General features: G+C 59.0%; 17 protein-coding genes and 4 tRNA genes. 10 read left to right on the forward strand and 11 right to left on the reverse strand.

The genetic code is table 11. The features are described from left to right. The first annotated feature begins 901 nt into the window (after nt 1–901). On the forward strand, nt 902–1144 hold the full coding sequence (locus tag ACA073_RS22375; protein ID WP_497399554.1) for a DUF2790 domain-containing protein: 243 nt from the start codon (nt 902–904) through the stop codon (nt 1142–1144). Nucleotides 1145–1152: 8 nt separating this feature from the next. On the opposite strand, the gene ACA073_RS22380 is transcribed toward ACA073_RS22375, so the two are convergent. Both ACA073_RS22380 and ACA073_RS22385 read right to left on the reverse strand, forming a co-directional pair. After that, entirely contained in the window at nt 1153–2421 is a 1269-nt protein-coding gene (locus tag ACA073_RS22380; protein WP_497399556.1) for an OprD family porin, read from the reverse strand. Nucleotides 2422–2438: 17 nt separating this feature from the next. Continuing rightward, nucleotides 2439–3779: an aromatic acid/H+ symport family MFS transporter gene (locus ACA073_RS22385; protein WP_497399558.1), complete on the reverse strand. Its 1341-nt coding sequence runs from the start codon at nt 3777–3779 to the stop codon at nt 2439–2441. 231 nt (nt 3780–4010) lie between these two features. Between ACA073_RS22385 and ACA073_RS22390 the strand changes: the two genes are divergently transcribed. The 5 genes from ACA073_RS22390 (at nt 4011) to ACA073_RS22410 (ending at nt 7480) form a co-directional block, all read left to right on the forward strand. Further along, entirely contained in the window at nt 4011–4637 is a 627-nt protein-coding gene (locus ACA073_RS22390; protein WP_214378809.1) for a DUF1780 domain-containing protein, read from the forward strand. Next, entirely contained in the window at nt 4634–5161 is a 528-nt protein-coding gene (locus tag ACA073_RS22395) for an MOSC domain-containing protein (RefSeq protein WP_461953185.1), read from the forward strand. The genes ACA073_RS22390 and ACA073_RS22395 overlap by 4 nt, the downstream gene beginning before the upstream one ends. A gap of 68 nt (nt 5162–5229) precedes the next feature. Continuing rightward, on the forward strand, nt 5230–5403 hold the full coding sequence (locus tag ACA073_RS22400; protein WP_032830895.1) for a DUF3094 domain-containing protein: 174 nt from the start codon (nt 5230–5232) through the stop codon (nt 5401–5403). 60 nt (nt 5404–5463) lie between these two features. Beyond that, the gene (locus tag ACA073_RS22405; RefSeq protein ID WP_497399561.1) at nt 5464–6762 is read left to right on the forward strand and encodes an NAD(P)/FAD-dependent oxidoreductase; all 1299 of its coding nucleotides are present in this window, start codon (nt 5464–5466) and stop codon (nt 6760–6762) included. A 319-nt stretch (nt 6763–7081) separates the two neighbouring features. Continuing rightward, the gene (locus ACA073_RS22410; protein WP_497399563.1) at nt 7082–7480 is read left to right on the forward strand and encodes an HvfA family oxazolone/thioamide-modified RiPP metallophore; all 399 of its coding nucleotides are present in this window, start codon (nt 7082–7084) and stop codon (nt 7478–7480) included. A gap of 173 nt (nt 7481–7653) precedes the next feature. Here ACA073_RS22410 and ACA073_RS22415 read toward each other — a convergent pair. The 7 genes from ACA073_RS22415 to rluD all read right to left on the reverse strand — a co-directional run bounded on the left by ACA073_RS22415 (nt 7654) and on the right by rluD (nt 12839). Beyond that, nucleotides 7654–7730, reverse strand: a tRNA-Pro gene (locus tag ACA073_RS22415). A gap of 96 nt (nt 7731–7826) precedes the next feature. Continuing rightward, a tRNA-Lys gene (locus tag ACA073_RS22420) sits at nt 7827–7902 on the reverse strand. Nucleotides 7903–7907: 5 nt separating this feature from the next. Then, nucleotides 7908–7984, reverse strand: a tRNA-Pro gene (locus ACA073_RS22425). A gap of 9 nt (nt 7985–7993) precedes the next feature. After that, nucleotides 7994–8069: transfer RNA gene (locus tag ACA073_RS22430), tRNA-Asn, on the reverse strand. A 390-nt stretch (nt 8070–8459) separates the two neighbouring features. After that, nucleotides 8460–11024: an ATP-dependent chaperone ClpB gene (gene clpB, locus ACA073_RS22435; RefSeq protein WP_497399565.1), complete on the reverse strand. Its 2565-nt coding sequence runs from the start codon at nt 11022–11024 to the stop codon at nt 8460–8462. Between the two features lie 130 nt (nt 11025–11154). Continuing rightward, nucleotides 11155–11880 (reverse strand): peptidoglycan editing factor PgeF, encoded by a 726-nt coding sequence (gene pgeF, locus ACA073_RS22440; protein ID WP_497399567.1) that lies wholly within the window; start codon nt 11878–11880, stop codon nt 11155–11157. Then, nucleotides 11877–12839, reverse strand: a complete 963-nt coding sequence (gene rluD, locus ACA073_RS22445; RefSeq protein WP_008028788.1) for a 23S rRNA pseudouridine(1911/1915/1917) synthase RluD — start codon at nt 12837–12839, stop codon at nt 11877–11879. The genes pgeF and rluD overlap by 4 nt, the downstream gene beginning before the upstream one ends. Nucleotides 12840–12990: 151 nt before the next feature. On the opposite strand from rluD, the gene ACA073_RS22450 reads away from it, so the two are divergent. From ACA073_RS22450 to ACA073_RS22465, 4 genes are all read left to right on the forward strand, one after another. Then, the gene (locus ACA073_RS22450) at nt 12991–14013 is read left to right on the forward strand and encodes an outer membrane protein assembly factor BamD (RefSeq protein WP_497399569.1); all 1023 of its coding nucleotides are present in this window, start codon (nt 12991–12993) and stop codon (nt 14011–14013) included. Between the two features lie 174 nt (nt 14014–14187). Continuing rightward, nucleotides 14188–14421, forward strand: a complete 234-nt coding sequence (locus ACA073_RS22455; protein WP_497399571.1) for a PP0621 family protein — start codon at nt 14188–14190, stop codon at nt 14419–14421. Further along, on the forward strand, nt 14411–15997 hold the full coding sequence (locus ACA073_RS22460) for a sensor histidine kinase (RefSeq protein ID WP_497399573.1): 1587 nt from the start codon (nt 14411–14413) through the stop codon (nt 15995–15997). Before ACA073_RS22455 ends, ACA073_RS22460 begins: the two co-directional genes overlap by 11 nt. Then, nucleotides 15994–17331, forward strand: coding sequence for a sigma-54-dependent transcriptional regulator (locus ACA073_RS22465; RefSeq protein ID WP_497399575.1), 1338 nt, complete (start codon nt 15994–15996; stop codon nt 17329–17331). Before ACA073_RS22460 ends, ACA073_RS22465 begins: the two co-directional genes overlap by 4 nt. A gap of 128 nt (nt 17332–17459) precedes the next feature. Here the strand turns inward: ACA073_RS22465 and thiO are convergent, their stop codons facing one another. Next, a complete protein-coding gene (gene thiO, locus ACA073_RS22470) occupies nt 17460–18560 on the reverse strand; it encodes a glycine oxidase ThiO (protein WP_497399577.1) in 1101 nt (366 codons plus the stop codon). A gap of 56 nt (nt 18561–18616) precedes the next feature. After that, complete coding sequence (locus ACA073_RS22475; protein WP_214378871.1) at nt 18617–19015, reverse strand: type IV pilin protein; 399 nt, start codon at nt 19013–19015, stop codon at nt 18617–18619. Nucleotides 19016–19021: the final 6 nt, after the last annotated feature.

The raw sequence follows: 19021 nt of genomic DNA on the forward strand, positions 1-19021 counted from the left end.
TCCGTTTTTTTTGCTGGGAGGGGGTAGGTTTTCAGTCTACACCGGGCTTTGGATGCGCTGCGATTTTGCTCTCTTGGGGGTATATCCGTTTCTGCGGTAACGGCCGCTTATGGTTCCGCTCTTACAGCGGGTCACTTTGAAAAGCGCAAAGTAACCAAACGCTCTTGCCCCTTTCGTTCGGTGCCTCGCTAAGGCTCGGCATGCCCTCGAGGGGGCGTATACCTCAAAGCCAAATCAAAAGCCAAGGCGAGGCGGCCTGATAGCCGACCTGACGTCTAGTCCTTCCCTGTCATTGCCGGTGAACGGTGAACACCACTGCCATGCCCAACAAAAATCCACTGTGGGAGCGGGCTTGCTCGCGAAGGCGGACCGGCATTCAACATTGATGTCGACTGACACGGCCTCTTCGCGAGCAAGCCCGCTCCCACAGGTACTCATTGCACATTCAGATTATGTGAACGATCAAGTCAGCGAAGCGCGCCCGCTTGAAGCCCGGGTCGGCCCAGAGACCGCCGAGTTTTGCTGTTGCGGTGGTCGCCCCCTCGAGAGGCCGAGTGCAGGTTCTGCGCAGTGGGCAACCCGGCATGGATGCCGGGTTAGCCGCGCACGGCCATGGATGGCCGATCGCGGCGGGCCCACGGAGCAGGACCGGAGCGAGGCACCGAACGAAAGGGGCAAGAGCGCTTTGGTTACTTTCGCCTGGGCCGGCATTCCGGATTTTCGAAAGTGACTCGCCGTAAGGGCGAAACCAACAGCAGCCGTTACCGCAGCAACGGATATACACACCAACAGCCCCAGCGATTGTTACGTTTCCTGCAACGCTGAATCAGCCCAACCCCCCTTTATCACTCACCACCAAAGACTAAACTCCAAAGCATCAGAACCAACCCCGAGCCACAAAATGAAAACCCTGACCACCCTGCTTCTGACCCTGATCGCCACCTCCACCATGGCCGCCACCCACGAGCCAGCCGCCACCCCATACAACCAGGCACAACCGCTGGACATCGCCAAAGTGGTTTCAGTCACAGACACCGCAACCCCCTGCGACGTCGTACCCGCGACTATGGTCTACCTCGATCATCAAGGCCAGACCCATCGCGTGACGTATCAAGTCATGGGCAACTGCGCGAGCAATCTGTAATCACCACGTCATAACAGCGTCCACGTATAGCTGAGGATCAAACGATTCTCGTCGATATCACTGCGGTAGTTCGAACGCGCCATCACATTACGCACACGAATCCCGAGGCCCTTGAGGCTACCGCTCTGCAGCACGTAGCCAAGATCAAGATCACGCTCGCGATCCTTCCCTTCGAACCCCTGCCCGGTGTCGACGTTGGTGCCAGAGATGTAGCGCACAGTGCTGGTCAGCCCCGGCACACCGAACGCGGCGAAGTCGTAGTCGTAACGCGCCTGCCATGAACGCTCGTCGGTGTAGGCAAACTCGTAGGTCGGCACCTCATTACCCAGCGGCGTGATGTTGGCGAAGACCCGCGGGAAAGCGCTGTCACCGAACATCCCCTGATAACCGACATAAAACGTGTGGCCTCCGCGCTTGGCCGACAGCAGCGAGAAGAACGCCTGGTTATCGATATTGCCCAGCAGCTTCTTGCCATCTTCACGCGAATCGAAATAGCCGAGGTTCGCGCCCAGAATCCAGTCCCCCATCGGTTCGCTGTGCTTGAGACCGAGAAAGCGCTGGTTGTAGATATCTTCCAACTGCCCAAACCAGGTGCTGACCGAACTGCGTTTATCGTTGAAGGCGTAATCGGCACCGGCAAAATTGAAACCATCGCTACTGACCTGACGCTGCGGAACGTGACCCAGCATGGCCTGCATCTTTTCATCGCCGGCCTCATTGCGCAGGCTGGTTGAACTCAAGTGACCCCCTTGCAATGTCAGACCATTGATCTCATTCGAACTGATGCTTGCCCCCTGATAGCTGGGCGGCAGCAGCCGGATATCGCTGAAAGCCAGCACCGGCAGATTGGGTTGCAACTCACCCACTTTCAGCTCGGTTTTGGAGTAGCGCATCTTCAACGCGCCTTCCAGACGGCTGTAATCATTCGCCGCGCGCCCATCATCGTGCACCGGCAGCAAACCGGTATTGACCCGGTCCGGACTGCTATCGAGTTTGAGGCCGAGCAGGCCGATCACGTCCACACCCAACCCAACGGGGCCTTGGGTGTAACCGGATTTGACGTTGAGAATGAAACCCTGCGCCCACTCCTCGGCCTTCGACTGTTTGTTGGCCCCGACGATGTCGGAGAAGTCCCGGCTGAAGTAGTAATTGCGGGCCTGCAAGGTGGCGGTGGTGTCTTCGATGAAGCCGCCCTCCGCCGCCATCGTCCCCGTGGAGAAACCCGAGACGACCGCCATGGACAACACGGAACCGGGTGCTGGAAAAATCTGCTTCATCGTTTTATCTCTTATTTTTATTGTTCAACAGGTTGAAGTGCTTCAGCCGCAGCGCCTTCACGACTGGCGTTTAAGGCGAACACGGTCATGGCGATCGCGGCCACCGCACCGGGCAAGGCAAACGCCATGAAGTTCAGTTGCAGTGGCAGGCTGATCCCGAGCAAGGCACCGCCCAGCAGCGGGCCGACAATCGCGCCATTGCGCCCGATACCCGAGGCCCAGCCCAAACCGGTCGAACGAATGGCCATGGAGTAGAACTGCGCAGCGCAGGCGTACAGCAGAATCTGCGAGCCGATGGTGGTGGCGCCGGCCAGGGCGATCAGCAGGTACAACACCGGCATCGGGCTGTTGAAGCCAAGCAACGTGATCGACACCGCCGCCATGGCAAAGAACACCGCCAACACCCGGGGCAGGTTCAGTTTGTCGCCCAGAACGCCGCCGCCAATCGCACCGAAGATGGCGCCGAAGTTGAGCACCAGCAAAAACGACAGGCTCGAGCCCAGGCTGTAACCGGCGTTGGCCATCAGTTTCGGCAGCCACGAACTCAAGGCGTAGACCATCAGCAGGCAGCAAAAAAACGCCAGCCACAGCATCAGCGTGCGCAACGCCCGGCCCTCGCGAAACAGCTGCAAAACCGGGGTGCCGGTGCCCTTCACTTCGCTCATGTGCAACTGATCGCCGCTTTGCGCGACGTACGCCGGATCGACCCGCTGAAGAATGGTGCGCGCTTCTGAATGGCGTCCCTGACGCAGCATGAAACCCACCGATTCGGGCAGGAAGTACATGATCAGCGGCAACAACAGCAACGGCAGCACCGCGACGTAAAACACCGACTGCCAGCCGAAGCTCGGGATCAGCACGATGCCCAGCCCCGCCGAGAGCATGCCGCCCACGGAGTAGCCGCTGAACATGATCGCCACCAGCGTGCTGCGGATTTTCTTCGGCGCGTACTCGTTCATCAGCGCAACGACATTGGGCATCACCCCGCCGATGCCGAGCCCGGCGATGAACCGGCAGATTCCAAACTCGGTGGGGTTACGGGCAAAACCGTTGAGGACGGTAAAGCCGCTGAAGAGCATCACGCAGATCGTGATGGCTTTCTTGCGGCCGATCCTGTCCGAGAGCGGGCCGAAAAACAGCGCGCCGAACATCATTCCAAACAATGCGTAACTTCCCAGCGCGCCGGCCTGCAAGGGACTGAGCCCCCACTCTTTCATCAGCATCGGCAGTACGACCCCGTAGATCACCAGATCGTAACCATCAAAGATGATGATCAGGGCACACCAGAACAGCACCATCCAGTGGAAGCGGTTGAATCGTGCGTTGTCGATCACCTCATGTACGTCAATCTTGCGCATGGCATCTATCTCTTGTTGTTGTTTGTAGAGCGTCGGTAAAGCGGCTAACGTCCCGTAAAGCCGAGGGTAAAGTTGCCAGGCGCGGGGCAATATCCGCTTTGCGCAGACCGCTATCCGTTTTGTGCAATGCCCTGGAACGAGCGTGGGATGAGGAAATGGCGTGACAGGCTTTTGCCCTTCTCCGACAAACTGTCTTCTTTGCGATCGCATTTGAACGCTAAGCTTGGGCCTATGGATGACTCAGATTATTTACGCCTGCTGACCATTGCCGCCGAGCAGGCCAACGCGTTCCTCTCCAATGCCCGCAAATGGGAGCGTGAGCGTTGGGTGTGCCAGCGCCTGTTGCAGGGCCTGAACATTCCTTACCGCGTCGACGAATTCGCCCCCGCCGGGGAGCCGCCGGACGTGCTGTTTCGCGACGCGAATTTCGAAGTGTTTTTCGTGCTCGACGAGGGCCGGCGTCTCAATGATGAGTGGCGCGATGAGCTGCAGCGGCGACGCAGTGCCTTTTCTCTGAGTTCACTGGTGCGCCGTGAGGCTAAACCCAGACGCATTCCGGCCAATGAATTCCTGCTGAGACTGGCGCCGACCTTGCGCAAAAAAGCGCACAACTACAAAGAACGCGGCATGGATCTGGGAGAGCTGGACATCATCGCCTTCGCCAGCCTCAAGCGCGAAGTGCTCGACCTCAACAGCCATTTCCCGCCGCCCACCGAATACTTGCGTCAGGGCTGGCGCTCGCTGTCGCTGGTCGGTCCGACATTCGCTCGCGTGCTGTTCGCCCATCCGGATGCGCCGGATTTTCTGCGCAGTAATCTGGGGCGCAGCATCCTCTTCGACGTCGGAATCAGTCTGTGAGCCCATTGCAGGAATTGATTGCCGAAGTGCCGCAACAGGGTCGCGTCCGCTGGATCGGCGTGCGGCCAGAGCCACACGTGCCAATGATCGAACTGGAAGCGGTGGAAGCACGGCTTGAGGCCGGCCTGACCGGTGATCGCGCCCGCCCCGGCGTACGCAATGCGCGGCAAGTGACGTTGATTCAATGGGAGCATCTGGCGGTGATCAGTTCGCTGATGGGGCGTGCGGAAGACAAGCCGGTCTTGCCTGATGATTTGCGACGCAACCTCGTTATCAGCGGTATCAATCTGTTCAGCCTCAAGGGCCGACGCTTCAGGATCGGCCAGGCCATTTTCGAAACCACGGGTTGGTGCCAGCCCTGCGCGCGCCTGCAACGCAACCTCGGCCCGGGGACTTTTCAGGCCGTTCGCGGACATGGTGGAATCACCGCCCGAGTGTTACAAAGTGGGATCATTCGCCTGGACGATACGGTCAGCGTCGAGCCGATTCCAGCCAGCGGCTATGCTCCGTTCAACGCGAGCTAACGTGTTACACAACAGCCCGCTTGTAGCTCCTACACATTCAGCAACGTCTACCCCTGACGAGGCCCGATATGACCAGCCGCCTGAACCCCGACGACCAGAAGCATGTCGAAGAGTACCTGCACCTGTCCCAGCACCGAGTCGAGCGCCGGCCTTTCCGTCCGTGGATGCTCCTGGTGGTGGTGCTGGCAGTGACCATTGGCCTGGGCCTGTTGAGCCGACTTATCAGTTACCTGACGCTATGAGCTGCTTCGCGCTCGCTCGGGTAATTGCACCGATTTCTTTTAGCCTTGCGAGATATCCCCATGACTCATCGTATTGTCATCGTTGGCGGCGGCGCCGGCGGTCTGGAGTTGGCTACCCGTCTGGGTAAGACTCTGGGCAAGCGCGGCACGGCCAGTGTGATGCTGGTCGACGCGAACCTGACCCACATCTGGAAACCGCTGTTGCACGAGGTGGCGGCCGGGTCTTTGAACTCTTCCGAAGACGAACTCAACTATGTCGCCCAGGCGAAATGGAACCACTTCGAGTTCCAGCTGGGGCGCATGAGCGGGCTTGATCGCGCGCAGAAGAAAATCCAGCTGGCGGCCACTTACGATGAAGCCGGCCTTGAATTGGTGCCGGCGCGTGAAGTGCCTTACGACTCGCTGGTGATCGCCGTCGGCAGCACCACCAACGATTTCGGCACCCAGGGCGCGGCGCAGCATTGCCTGTTTCTCGACACCCGCAAACAGGCCGAGCGTTTCCACCAGCAACTGCTCAACCATTATTTGCGTGCTCACGCCGGACAAACCGACGACGTGCAACAGATCAGCGTGGCGATCGTCGGCGCCGGTGCCACGGGCGTCGAGCTGGCCGCCGAACTGCACAATGCCGCGCATGAACTGGCGGCTTATGGTCTGGACCGGATCAAACCGGAGAACATGCACATCACCCTGATCGAAGCCGGTCCACGGGTGCTGCCAGCGTTGCCGGAACGGATCGGCGGCCCTGTGCATAAAACCCTGGAGAAACTCGGGGTCAACGTCATGACCAATGCGGCGGTCAGTGAAGTGACCGCCGACAGCCTGATCACCGCCGACGGCAAAGTGATCAACGCCAGCCTCAAGGTCTGGGCCGCCGGCATTCGTGCGCCGGGTTTCCTCAAGGACATCGACGGTCTGGAAACCAATCGGATTAATCAGCTGCAAGTGCTGCCGACCCTGCAAACCACCCGCGACGAAAACATCTTCGCCTTCGGTGATTGTGCAGCCTGCCCGCAGCCGGGCACCGATCGCAATGTGCCGCCGCGCGCCCAGGCTGCGCATCAACAGGCGTCGTTGCTGGCCAAATCGCTGAAGCTGCGGATCGAAGGCAAGCCGTTGCCTGTGTACAAGTACACCGACTACGGCTCGCTGATTTCGCTGTCACGTTTTTCGGCTGTGGGTAACTTGATGGGCAACCTGACCGGCAGCGTGATGCTTGAGGGTTGGCTGGCGCGGATGTTCTATGTGTCGCTGTACCGCATGCACCAAATGGCGCTGTATGGCGCGTTCCGCACGGCGATGTTGATGTTGGGCAGCAAGATTGGACGCGGGACCGAGCCGCGACTGAAGCTGCATTAACGCGGTCTAGTGTGGGAGCGGGCTTGCTCGCGAAGAGGCCATATCATCCAACATCAATGTTGAATGTGATGGCCTCTTCGCGAGCAAGCCCGCTCCCACATTTGATCTCCACTGATTTGGAGATCTGTGTCTCACTGTATCTCCCCCCGCGATTTCATCCCTTCGCTTACAAACTCCCCCCTTGCGCGACACAGTAGCGATACACCCCGCCCGTTAAATGGCCACATCCGAGCAAGGCACCCCGCCAGCTACGGTTATCGCCGCACTTGCGTGGCGTCCTTTATCGAACGGTTGTGTCGTGCAACCCAGGAGATTTGAAATGTCCCGTACCACCAAAAACACTATCGGTTTGCTCGGCGCTGTACTCGCTGGCGGCATGATGTTGACCGGCTCGGTTTTCGCTTCGCAGCCTCTGACCCAAGGCTACCTGCTGGCCTCGGCCGAACAGGTGGTGAAAACCCCTGAAGGCAAATGCGGCGAAGGCAAGTGTGGCGATGCGTCGATGGCAAAAACCGACACCGACGGTGACGGCAAGGTGTCCCGCTCTGAATTCCAGAAAGTTGCGCCGAAGTCCAACTTCGACAAGATCGACACCAACCACGATGGCTTCATCGACGAGCAAGAGGCTTACGACAACGTGAAAGCCAACTTCGAAGCCAACGGCAAGAAAATGCCAAAAGGCTTGTTCGAGCACCTGAAAGACCAAGACGGCGCCTAAGCCTGCAAAAACAAAGCCGCGCTTTTCCATCGAAAAGCGCGGCTTTTTTACGTCTGGCTGATATACACCCGAAAGCGCTGCACCATGCCCTGCTGAGCGTTGGCCAGCCCCGACACGGCTTTTTTCAAAGGCAAAAAAAATCCCCGTATCTTTCGATACGAGGATTTTTAATATGGTCGGGGTAAGGGGATTCGAACTCCTGACATCCTGCTCCCAAAGCAGGCGCGCTACCGGACTGCGCTATACCCCGGTAAAAAAAAGGCGACCTTTACAAGTCGCCTTCTTCGATCAGTGCTTTTGGCCTCTGATCTTAAGATCTGATCCCAGCGTTAACTGGTTTCAAAAATGGTGGGTCGTGTGGGATTCGAACCTACGACCAATTGGTTAAAAGCCAACTGCTCTACCAACTGAGCTAACGACCCAAAAATGGTCGGGGTAAGGGGATTCGAACTCCTGACATCCTGCTCCCAAAGCAGGCGCGCTACCGGACTGCGCTATACCCCGGTTTGAAATTGGCTCCGTGACCAGGACTCGAACCTGGGACCCAATGATTAACAGTCATTTGCTCTACCGACTGAGCTATCACGGAACTACATATTTCAATTTACAACTGTGAAGCTTGCTTCACCTCTTCGACCCGTTCGCATCGCTGCGTTCGTGTGTCTGAGGCGCGCTATTCTACAATCTTAAGCACCTCTGTCAACCCCCTAAATTGCATTCAAGTTAATGATTTGCAACTTATTTCAGATTTCTGCTTGGGGAGCAGAAACCCTTCCGGGTGACTTACTGCGGGGCGCACTTTACAAGCCTTTTCCTTTCAGTTCAACAACCTGACGAAAAAAAGGCCTCGCAATGCGAGGCCTCTTGTAGGAGCGAGCTTGCTCGCGAAAAAAGCCAGAACAACGCGTTCATCCAGACAGCGTGCGTTATCGTTGACGTCCATCGCGAGCGAGCTCGCTCCTACAGTAGTTAAAGTGGATCAGACGAAGACGATTTCGTCGTTTTCCACGACACCCTTGGCGGTATCGCCGGGCATGAAGCGACCCGACAGAATCAGCTGCGCCAGCGGGTTTTCGATCCAGCGCTGGATCGCTCGTTTGAGCGGCCGTGCGCCGTACACCGGGTCGTAACCCACCGCAATCAGCTTATCCATGGCCTCAGGACTGAGTTCCAGCTTCAGTTCCCGTTCGGTCAGGCGACTGCGCAGACGCCCCAACTGGATCTCGGTAATACCCGCGATCTGATCCCGAGCCAATGGCTCGAAGATCACCACTTCGTCGACCCGGTTGATGAACTCCGGGCGGAAGTGCGTGGAAATCGCATCCATCACCGCCGCGCGTTGAGCCTCACGATCACCGACCAGTTCCTGGATCTGTACCGAGCCCAGGTTGGACGTCATGACGATCACGGTATTTTTGAAATCCACCGTACGGCCATGGCTGTCAGTCAGGCGGCCATCTTCCAGCACTTGCAGCAAGATGTTGAAGACGTCCGGGTGGGCCTTCTCGACCTCATCCAGCAGGATCACCGAGTAAGGCTTGCGTCGCACCGCCTCGGTCAGGTAACCGCCCTCCTCATAACCTACGTAGCCTGGTGGCGCGCCGATCAGTCGAGCCACGGAATGTTTCTCCATGAACTCGGACATGTCGATCCGCACCATCGCCTCTTCAGTATCAAAGAGGAACTCGGCCAACGCCTTGCACAGCTCGGTTTTACCGACACCGGTCGGGCCGAGGAACATGAAGGAACCGCTTGGACGATTCGGGTCCGACAACCCGGCCCGCGAACGCCGCACCGCGTTGGAAACGGCGATCACCGCTTCGTCCTGGCCGATCACACGCTGGTGCAACAGGCTTTCCATCTTCATCAGCTTGTCGCGCTCGCCTTCGAGCATTTTCGACACGGGGATGCCGGTCCACTTCGACACGACTTCAGCGATTTCTTCTTCCGTCACCTTGCTGCGCAGCAACTGGTTTTCGCTTTTGCCGTGCTGGTCGACCATTTGCAGGCTGCGCTCCAGGTCGGGGATCACCCCGTATTGCAGCTCGGCCATGCGATTCAAGTCGCCTTTACGGCGCGCAGCTTCCAGCTCCTGACGGGACTGTTCGATTTTCTGCTGGATCTGCGCAGAGCCCTGAACTTCGGCTTTTTCCGAGTTCCAGATTTCTTCGAGGTCTGAATACTCGCGCTCAAGACGGACGATTTCTTCCTGGAGTTTTTCCAGACGTTTGATCGCCGCTTCGTCGCTTTCTTTCTTCAGCGCCTGGGATTCCACCTTGAGCTGGATCAGACGACGCTCAAGACGATCCAGCACTTCCGGCTTGGAGTCGATCTCCATGCGGATGCGGCTGGCCGCTTCGTCGATCAGGTCGATGGCCTTGTCCGGCAACTGGCGATCCGTAATGTAGCGATGACTGAGCTTGGCCGCGGCAATGATCGCGCCGTCGGTGATCGCCACTTTGTGGTGAACTTCATAACGCTCTTTCAGGCCGCGCAGGATCGCGATGGTGTCTTCTTCGCTCGGCTCATCCACCAACACTTTCTGGAAGCGCCGTTCGAGCGCCGCATCCTTCTCTATATATTGGCGGTACTCGTTGAGCGTGGTCGCGCCGACACAGTGCAGCTCGCCGCGAGCCAACGCAGGCTTGAGCATGTTGCCGGCATCCATCGAGCCTTCGCCCTTACCGGCGCCGACCATGGTGTGCAGTTCGTCGATGAACAGAATGATCTGCCCTTCCTGCTTCGACAGTTCATTGAGCAGGGATTTCAGGCGCTCTTCGAACTCGCCGCGGTACTTGGCACCCGCAATCAGCGCGCCCATGTCCAGAGACAACAGGCGTTTGCCTTTCAGGCCATCCGGCACTTCGCCGTTGATGATGCGCTGGGCCAGGCCTTCGGCGATGGCGGTTTTACCCACGCCAGGCTCACCGATCAGCACCGGGTTGTTCTTGGTACGGCGTTGCAGCACCTGAATGGTCCGGCGAATTTCGTCGTCACGGCCAATCACCGGATCGAGCTTGCCGTCTTCGGCGCGCTTGGTCAGGTCGACGGTGTATTTATCCAGCGCCTGACGCGATTCTTCGTGGTTGGCGTCATTGACCGCCTCGCCACCACGCAGGTTGTTGATCGCGTTTTCCAGGGCTTTCTTGCTCACGCCTTGGCCGAGCAACAATTTGCCGAGTTTGCTGTTCTCGTCCATGGCGGCGAGCAGCACCAATTCACTGGAGATGAACTGATCACCCTTTTGCTGAGCCAGACGATCCGCCTGATTGAGCAGACGCGCCAGATCCTGCGACATGTTGACGTCGCCGGTCGGGTTCTGAATTTTTGGCAGCTGGTCGAGCTCTTTGGTCAGCTCTTTACGCAGGCTGTTGACGTCGAAACCGACCTGCATCAGCAGGGGTTTGATCGAACCACCCTGCTGCTCAAGCATCGCTTGCATCAAGTGCGCCGGTTCAATACCGGGATGGTCAAGGCCGACGGCCAGCGATTGGGCGTCGGATAGAGCTAACTGCAATTTGCTGGTTAAACGGTCTATACGCATGGGTCACCTTCCTTTTGAGCAGGCCGGACCTATAAAACATCCTGAATGAAGAAACCTGCCAGATACCGCTATAGATGCGGTCGATTCTGGGAGTTTCAAGCGTCGTGACGATGATGCAGATCAGGGAAGTCTAGCGTTCTAACCAGACGAGGGAGGCAAACCGACCGGTGCGTGGGCTGCGGCGGTAAGAAAAGAAGCGTGGATCGGTCACGGTGCAGAAACCGCCCCCGTAAATAGCGGTGACACCGCGAGCAGCCAGACGCAAACGCGCCAGCTCATAAATGTCGGCCATGAACTTGCCAGCGTTCTGACTCGGTGTGAAGGCTTTAGCGGCTTCAGGCAATTGCTGGACAAAGGTTTCGCGCACTTCCGGGCCGACTTCAAAGGCTTGCGGGCCAATCGCCGGACCGAGCCAGACCAGCACGTCTTCGGGTGGCACGGCCAACGTGTCGAGCGTCGCTTCGAGCACACCTGCCGCCAGCCCGCGCCAACCGGCATGCGCCGCTGCGACGCGAGAGCCGGCACGGTCGCAGAACAATGCTGGCAGGCAATCCGCCGTCATCGCCGCGCAGGCAATGCCGGGCGTTGCCGTCCAACTGGCGTCGGCGGTAGCGACCAGACCCGGGTCTGCGTGAGCCACGACAATGCCGTGCACCTGCTTTAACCAGGCCGGTTGAATGGAGAAATGATCGGTAAGGCGACGGCGGTTTTCGGCAACAGCGTCGGGGCTGTCGTCGACATGATCGCCGAGGTTGAGGCTGTCGAACGGCGCCAGACTGACGCCGCCCGCACGGGTGGTCACGCAAGCTTTCACCCCGGCAGGCGCTGGCCAGTCGGGAATCAGCCAGTCACTCATCCGATGAACGCCTCGCGGTCTTGTTTGAGTAACGTCAACAACCACACGAAATCGTCCGGCAGTGGCGATTCCCAGCTCATGCGTTTACCGGTGGTCGGGTGATCCAACTCCAGGAACCGCGCATGCAGGGCCTGACGCGGGAACGTCTTCAAGGAATCGACCATGGTCTGGCTGGCGGCTGGCGGGATACGGAAACGACCGCCGTAGGCAGGATCTCCGACCAACGGGTAGTTGATGTGCGCCATGTGCACGCGAATCTGGTGGGTACGACCGGTTTCCAGCTTCACCCGCACGTGAGTGTGGGAGCGGAAACGCTCGAGCACGCGGTAATGACTGACGGCTTGCTTGCCACCTTCCATCACGGCCATGCGCTGGCGTTGCTGACCGTGACGACCGATCGGCGCGTTGATCTTGCCGCCGGCGGTCACCACGCCGATCACGATGCATTCGTAGATGCGGCTGACGCTGCGGCTCTGCAACTGTGTAACCAGCTGCGTCTGCGCCTGAATGGTCTTGGCCACCACCATCAGACCGGTGGTGTCCTTGTCCAGGCGATGCACGATACCGGCGCGGGGCACATTGATGATGTCCGGCACGTGGTGCAGCAAGGCGTTGAGCAAGGTGCCATCAGCGTGACCGGCAGCCGGGTGCACCACCAGGCCCGCAGGCTTGTTGATCACGAGGATGTCGTCGTCTTCATAGACGATGTCCAGCTCGATGTCCTGAGCGATCCATTCGCCCTGAGCTTCCTGCTCGGCAGTCAGCTCAAGAATGGCGCCACCGTGAACGATGTCTCGCGGGCGGATTACCGCCCCATCCACAGTCAGGCGGCCGTCTTTGATCCAGGCGGAAAGGCGCGAGCGCGAGTGCTCAGCGAATAATTGTGCGGCGACTTGATCGAGGCGTTGGCCGCCCAATTCGGACGGCACCTCTGCGCGAAGTTCAATTTTATCGGACATGCTCGGACTAGGCGTCGGCACAGCCTTTGGTTTCGGCTGCGCGCTTGTGGTTAAATACGGCGTCTTTTGCCCCGAGGCTATTCAACGGGGCGCTCATCATAACAGGACGGCCCCGCCCAAGACAGCGGCCGTCATAGGGACGCAAGCCGCCATGCAAGTGAAACACCTGCTGCTGATCGCCATCCTCGCATTGACCGCTGCTTGCTCATCGAAGGAAGTCGTAGACGAAAACCTGAGCGAAGTCGAGCTGTACCAGCAGGCTCAGCACGATCTGGACAACAATAGCTACACCGCCGCCACAGCCAAGCTGAAGGCGCTGGAGTCGCGTTATCCGTTCGGTCGCTACGCCGATCAGGCTCAACTCGAGCTCATCTACGCCAACTACAAGAACACCGAGCCAGAGGCTGCAAAGTCTGCCGCCGAGCGTTTCATTCGTTTGCACCCACAGCATCCGAACGTGGATTACGCCTACTACCTCAAGGGTCTGACGTCTTTCGACCAGGACGTCGGCCTGCTGTCGCGTTTCCTGCCGCTGGACATGACCAAGCGTGACCCGGGCGCTGCCCGCGACTCCTACAACGAGTTCGCCCAGCTGACCAGCCGCTTCCCGAACAGCCGCTACTCGCCGGACGCCAAGCAGCGCATGATTTACCTGCGCAACCTGCTGGCGGCCTACGAGATTCACGTTGCCGACTACTACCTGACCCGTCAGGCCTACGTCGCTGCCGCGAACCGTGGTCGTTACGTGGTGGAAAACTTCCAGGAAACACCATCGGTCGGTGACGGCCTGGCGATAATGACCGAAGCCTACCAGCGTCTGCACCTGGACGACCTGGCGGCCACCAGCCTCGAAACCCTGAAGCTCAACTACCCGAACCACCCAACCCTGGTGGACGGTCAGTTCGTGCCGTCGGTGGCCGAAGCCGACAACCGTTCGTGGCTGAGCAAGGCCACCTTGGGCCTGATCGAATCCCGTCCTCCGCTGCCGCCGGGCGAAACCCGCGCCAACCAGGACGTGCAGAGACAATTCCGGGACGCCAAAGACGCGATTCCGAACGATCTCAAGCCTAAAGACGAAAATGGCGACGTGATCGAAGAAGAGGAACACGAGTCCGAAGCCAACAACAGCGACCGCTCGTGGTTCAGCTACATGACCTTCGGCGTGTTCGACTGACCTGTAGGTGTAGGAGCGAGCTTGCTCGCGAAAAACGTCAAGACAACGCGTTCATCCAGACAGCATGCGTTATCGTTGACGTTCATCGCGAGCAAGCTCGCTCCTACAATTACGCTGTGCGCTGACGATGTCCTTGGCTAAACTGCAGAATCACTCGTCATAAAGCAGCTCACCATGCTTCGTTTATTGTTCTGGATCGCCCTGATTGCCGCTGCGGTATGGTTCTGGCGCAAGTTCAAGGGCCAGGCTTCCGCCCCCAAACCCTCCGCCGAACTGGAAGCCGCCCCCATGGTCCGTTGCGCCCATTGTGGCGTTCACCTGCCCCGCGACCGCGCGCTGAGCCTTCAACAACAGTGGTATTGCAGCCAGGCTCACCTCGAGCAAGGCCCGGGCACCAGTGATCGCTGAGACGTCCAGTCCCGGCAGCAAACAGGCTCAGCGACTGCTGCGCCTTTATCATCTCTACCGTTTAACAGTCGGCATCACCCTGGTGCTGTTGATCTCCAGCGACCTGGACAACCAGCTGCTGACATTTTCCAATGACGATCTGCTGCGCAATTGCAGCTGGTTGTACCTGGTGCTGAACATTCTGCTGGTGGTCTTCCTTCAGAACATCCGCCGTCCGGCGCAGTTGTTCAGCCTGGCTCTGATCGATGTCCTGCTCCTGTGCGGCCTGTTCTATGCCGCCGGCGGTGTCGCCAGCGCCATCGGTAACCTGCTGATCGTCTCGGTGGCCATCAGCAATGCCTTGTTGCGAAGCCGTATCGGCCTGTTGATTGCCGCCGTCGGCGCGCTCGGCATCGTAGGGTTGAGCTTTCTCCTGAGCTTCAGCCATCACGCCAGCCCTAACGATTACCTGCAAGCCGGCACGCTCGGCGCGCTGTGTTTTGCCGCGGCCCTGCTGGTGCAAGGGCTGATCGAGCGTGTGGAGGTCAGCGAAACCCTCGCCGAACAACGGGCCAGTGAAGTCGTGGGCCTTGAAGCCCTTAATGCGTTGATCCTGCAGCGCATGCGCACCGGCATCCTCGTGCTCGACGACCAACGGCGAGTGCGACTGGCCAATCACAGTGCCCGGACCCTGCTGGGCCGGGACAACCTCGAAGGCCAACGAATCGACGACTGCTCACCCACTCTCGTCGAACGCCTGCAACTGTGGTTGAACAATCCGACGCTGCGCCCCAAAAGCCTGAAAGTCACCAGCAGTGGCCTGGAACTGCAACCGAGCTTCATTACCCTGGACCAAAACCCACACCACCAAACCCTGGTCTTTCTCGAAGACCTCGCGCAAATCGCCCAGCAGGCGCAACAACTGAAACTCGCCGCCCTTGGCCGCCTGACCGCGGGCATCGCCCACGAAATACGCAATCCACTGGGCGCCGTTAGTCATGCCGCTCAGCTATTGCAGGAATCAGAGGAACTGAACAGCGCGGACCGACGTCTGACCCAGATTATTCAAGATCACTCTCAGCGCATGAATCGGGTTATCGAAAACGTCCTGCAACTGTCCCGCCGCCAGAAAACCGTGCCGCAACGGCTCGATCTGAAGCCGTGGCTGGAACGGTTCGTCGCCGATGCCCGTGAAAGGGCGATCGACCACCAGCAGATTCACCTGCGTATCGATTCAGGCGACTTTAGAACCCTGATGGACCCGAACCAGCTGAGCCAGATTCTCGACAATCTGATGCACAACGCCTGGCGCCACAGCGCTCAAAACCACGATCAGGCGCAGGTCTGGCTTGATCTGTTCATCGACTCCGACACCCAGCTGCCGATCATCGAGGTGCTGGACGATGGCCCCGGCGTGGCGCCGGACCAGCAAGTGCATCTGTTCGAACCGTTCTTTACCACCAGCGCCCAAGGCACAGGCCTGGGGCTTTATCTGTCCCGTGAACTGTGCGAAAGCAACCAGGCCCGCCTAGACTTCAAACCACGCCAAGGCGGCTGCTTTCGCATCACTTTTGCTCACGGACGGAAACAAAGTTGAACATAAGCCCACAGCAAAAAGTCCTGATAGTCGACGACGAACCGGATATCCGCGAACTCCTGGAAATTACCCTGGGACGAATGAAACTCGACACCTTCAGCGCCCGCAACCTTGGCGAAGCCCAGGCGTTGTTGAAGCGCGAAACATTCGATCTGTGCCTGACCGACATGCGCCTGCCGGACGGCACCGGCCTTGAGCTGGTGCAACACATTCAGCAACGCTACCCCCAACTGCCGGTGGCCATGATCACCGCTTATGGCAGCCTCGAAACGGCAATCAACGCGCTCAAGGCCGGTGCTTTCGACTTTCTGACCAAACCGGTGGACCTCACCCGCCTGCGCGAACTGGTCACCAGCGCACTGCGCATGCCCGCACCGGGCGCCACCGTCGATCGTCGTTTGCTGGGCGACTCGTTGCCCATGCGCAATTTGCGTAAACAAATCGACAAACTGGCCCGCAGTCAGGCGCCGGTGTACATCAGCGGCGAATCCGGCAGCGGCAAGGAATTGGTCGCTCGACTGATCCATGAACAAGGGTCGCGCGCCAACCAGCCGTTTATCCCGGTGAACTGCGGGGCGATTCCGTCGGAACTGATGGAGAGCGAATTTTTCGGGCATCGTAAAGGCAGCTTCAGCGGCGCCATCGAAGACAAACCCGGGCTGTTCCAGGCAGCCCATGGCGGCACGCTGTTCCTCGACGAAGTGGCTGATTTACCGCTGGCGATGCAGGTCAAACTGTTGCGGGCGATTCAGGAGAAAGCCGTTCGCAGCGTGGGCGGGCAACAGGAAACCGTGGTCGATGTGCGCATCCTCTGCGCCACCCACAAAGACCTCGCCGCCGAAGTCGCCGCCGAACGCTTTCGCCAGGATTTGTACTACCGACTCAACGTCATCGAACTACGGGTTCCGCCCTTGCGCGAACGCCGCGACGACATCGAATCGTTGGCCAGTCATGTCCTCAAGCGTCTGGCAGCAGGCACCGGTCAGCCCGCCACGAAACTCCACCCGCAAGCCCTTGAATCGCTGAAGAGCTATCGCTTTCCGGGCAACGTGCGGGAATTGGAGAACATGCTCGAACGGGCTCACACCTTGTGCGAAAACAAACAGATCGAAGCCAGCGATCTGCGACTGACCGAAGGCAACTGCACCGCAGACAGTGGAGTGCCGGACCTGACGCAGATCGACAATCTGGAAGACTATCTGGACAACGTTGAACGCAAACTCATCCTCCAGGCCCTGGAAGAAACCCGCTGGAACCGCACGGCGGCGGCTCAGCGGCTGAATTTGTCGTTTCGGTCGATGCGTTACAGGCTGAAAAAATTCGGTTTGGATTGAGGTCCTCTTCGCGGGCAAGCCTCGCTCCTACAGGATTTGAGTCGATCACAATGTGTAAATCGACTCATACCCTGTAGGAGCGAGGCTTGCCCGCGAAGGCGTTCTGAGAGACACCGAATATCTAACGGTCAAATACGCCCGATCGGTGCATACGGCGCCGGATCAATAATCGGCGCCCGGCCCAGCATCACATCCGCAAACAACTGACACGACGCCGGCGCCAGCACCAACCCGTTACGGTAATGCCCGCAGTTGAGCCACAGTCCGTCAAAACCCGGCACCCGCCCAATGTAGGGAATCCCTTCCGGCGAACCCGGCCGCAGCCCGGCCCAATGCCCGACCACTTGGGCATCCGCCAGCGCCGGAATCAACTCCACCGCAGAGGCCTTCAGACTCTCCAGCGCAGACACGGTCGGTGTCTTGTCGAACCCTTCGTGCTCCAGCGTACTGCCAATCAGAATGTGGCCATCGCGCCGGGGAATCGCATAGCGCCCCTTGGCCAACACCATGCTCGGCAAGAAGTCTGCCGCGCACTTGTAGAGAATCATTTGCCCTTTCACAGGCTCGACCGGCAGTTCCAGCCCCAGGCTTTTGAGCAAATCACCGCTCCAGGCGCCAGCCGTCAGCACCACCTGATCACCGTGGATAGCGCCCGCCGACGTCTGCACGCCGACGACATTATCGCCCTCATGGATAAACCCGCTGACTTCGCATTGCTCGTGAATCGTCACGTTCGGCAGCGCCAGCAAAGCCGCCTTGAGGGATTTCACCAGCCGCGGATTGCGCACATTGGCCACGTCGGCCATGTAGATCGCCCGGGAGAAACCGGAGCCCAATACCGGCACGGCATCGCGTGCCGCCGAGATATCCACAGCCCGCAACGGACGGTTTTCGCGCTTGGCCCAGGCCAGCGCCTCGGCCTCATCGTCCAGATCCAGCCAATACAGACCGGTGGTGTGCACCTCGGGATCAACACCGGTCGCGGCAAATAGCCGCTCGCCCAGCTGTGGATAAAAATCCTGCGACCAGTGGGCCAGTGCGGTGACCGCCGGGCTGTAGCGCCATGGGTAGAGTGGGGAGACGATGCCGCCACCGGCCCAGGACGATTCCTGACCGACATTCGACCGGTCCAGCAGCACAACGCTCTGTACTTCGGACGCGAGATTGAACGCCGTCAGCAGGCCAATCACACCGCCGCCGACAATCACCACTTGCTGTTGCATGGTCATGTTCCGATCCAACCGTTAAATAGACAGAGGGCGCAAAAGGCACCCGAAAAAGCAACTCAGCGCCCCCAGCAATCCTTGGTAGTCAGGCCGGACGCAGCACTGACCATGCTTCTGACACCGGTGTTGGTGATGGTGAAATCGCCACACTTGTCAGTTTCCATGCTGCCGGCCTTGCGTGCAGCGGTCAGCAGGAAGGTCTGGTCGGTCAGGGTCGGGGTGATGGTGTAGAAGTCATTGCCGGTGCTCAGGCCGGTGGCACCGGTGTAAACATTATTCTTCGAGTAAAACCGTTCGAGAATTTGCGCCTGCTCGGAAAGCAGCCCGGCCACTTCAGTCCGACGCCCCTTTTTCACGTATTCAGTGAGGCTCGGGTAGCCAATGGTGATGACGATCCCGATGATCGCAATCACGATCATGATTTCGATCAGGGTAAAACCTCGATTGGATCTGCGCATTCATCA

The organism is Pseudomonas sp. LBUM1670, from assembly GCF_059695695.1.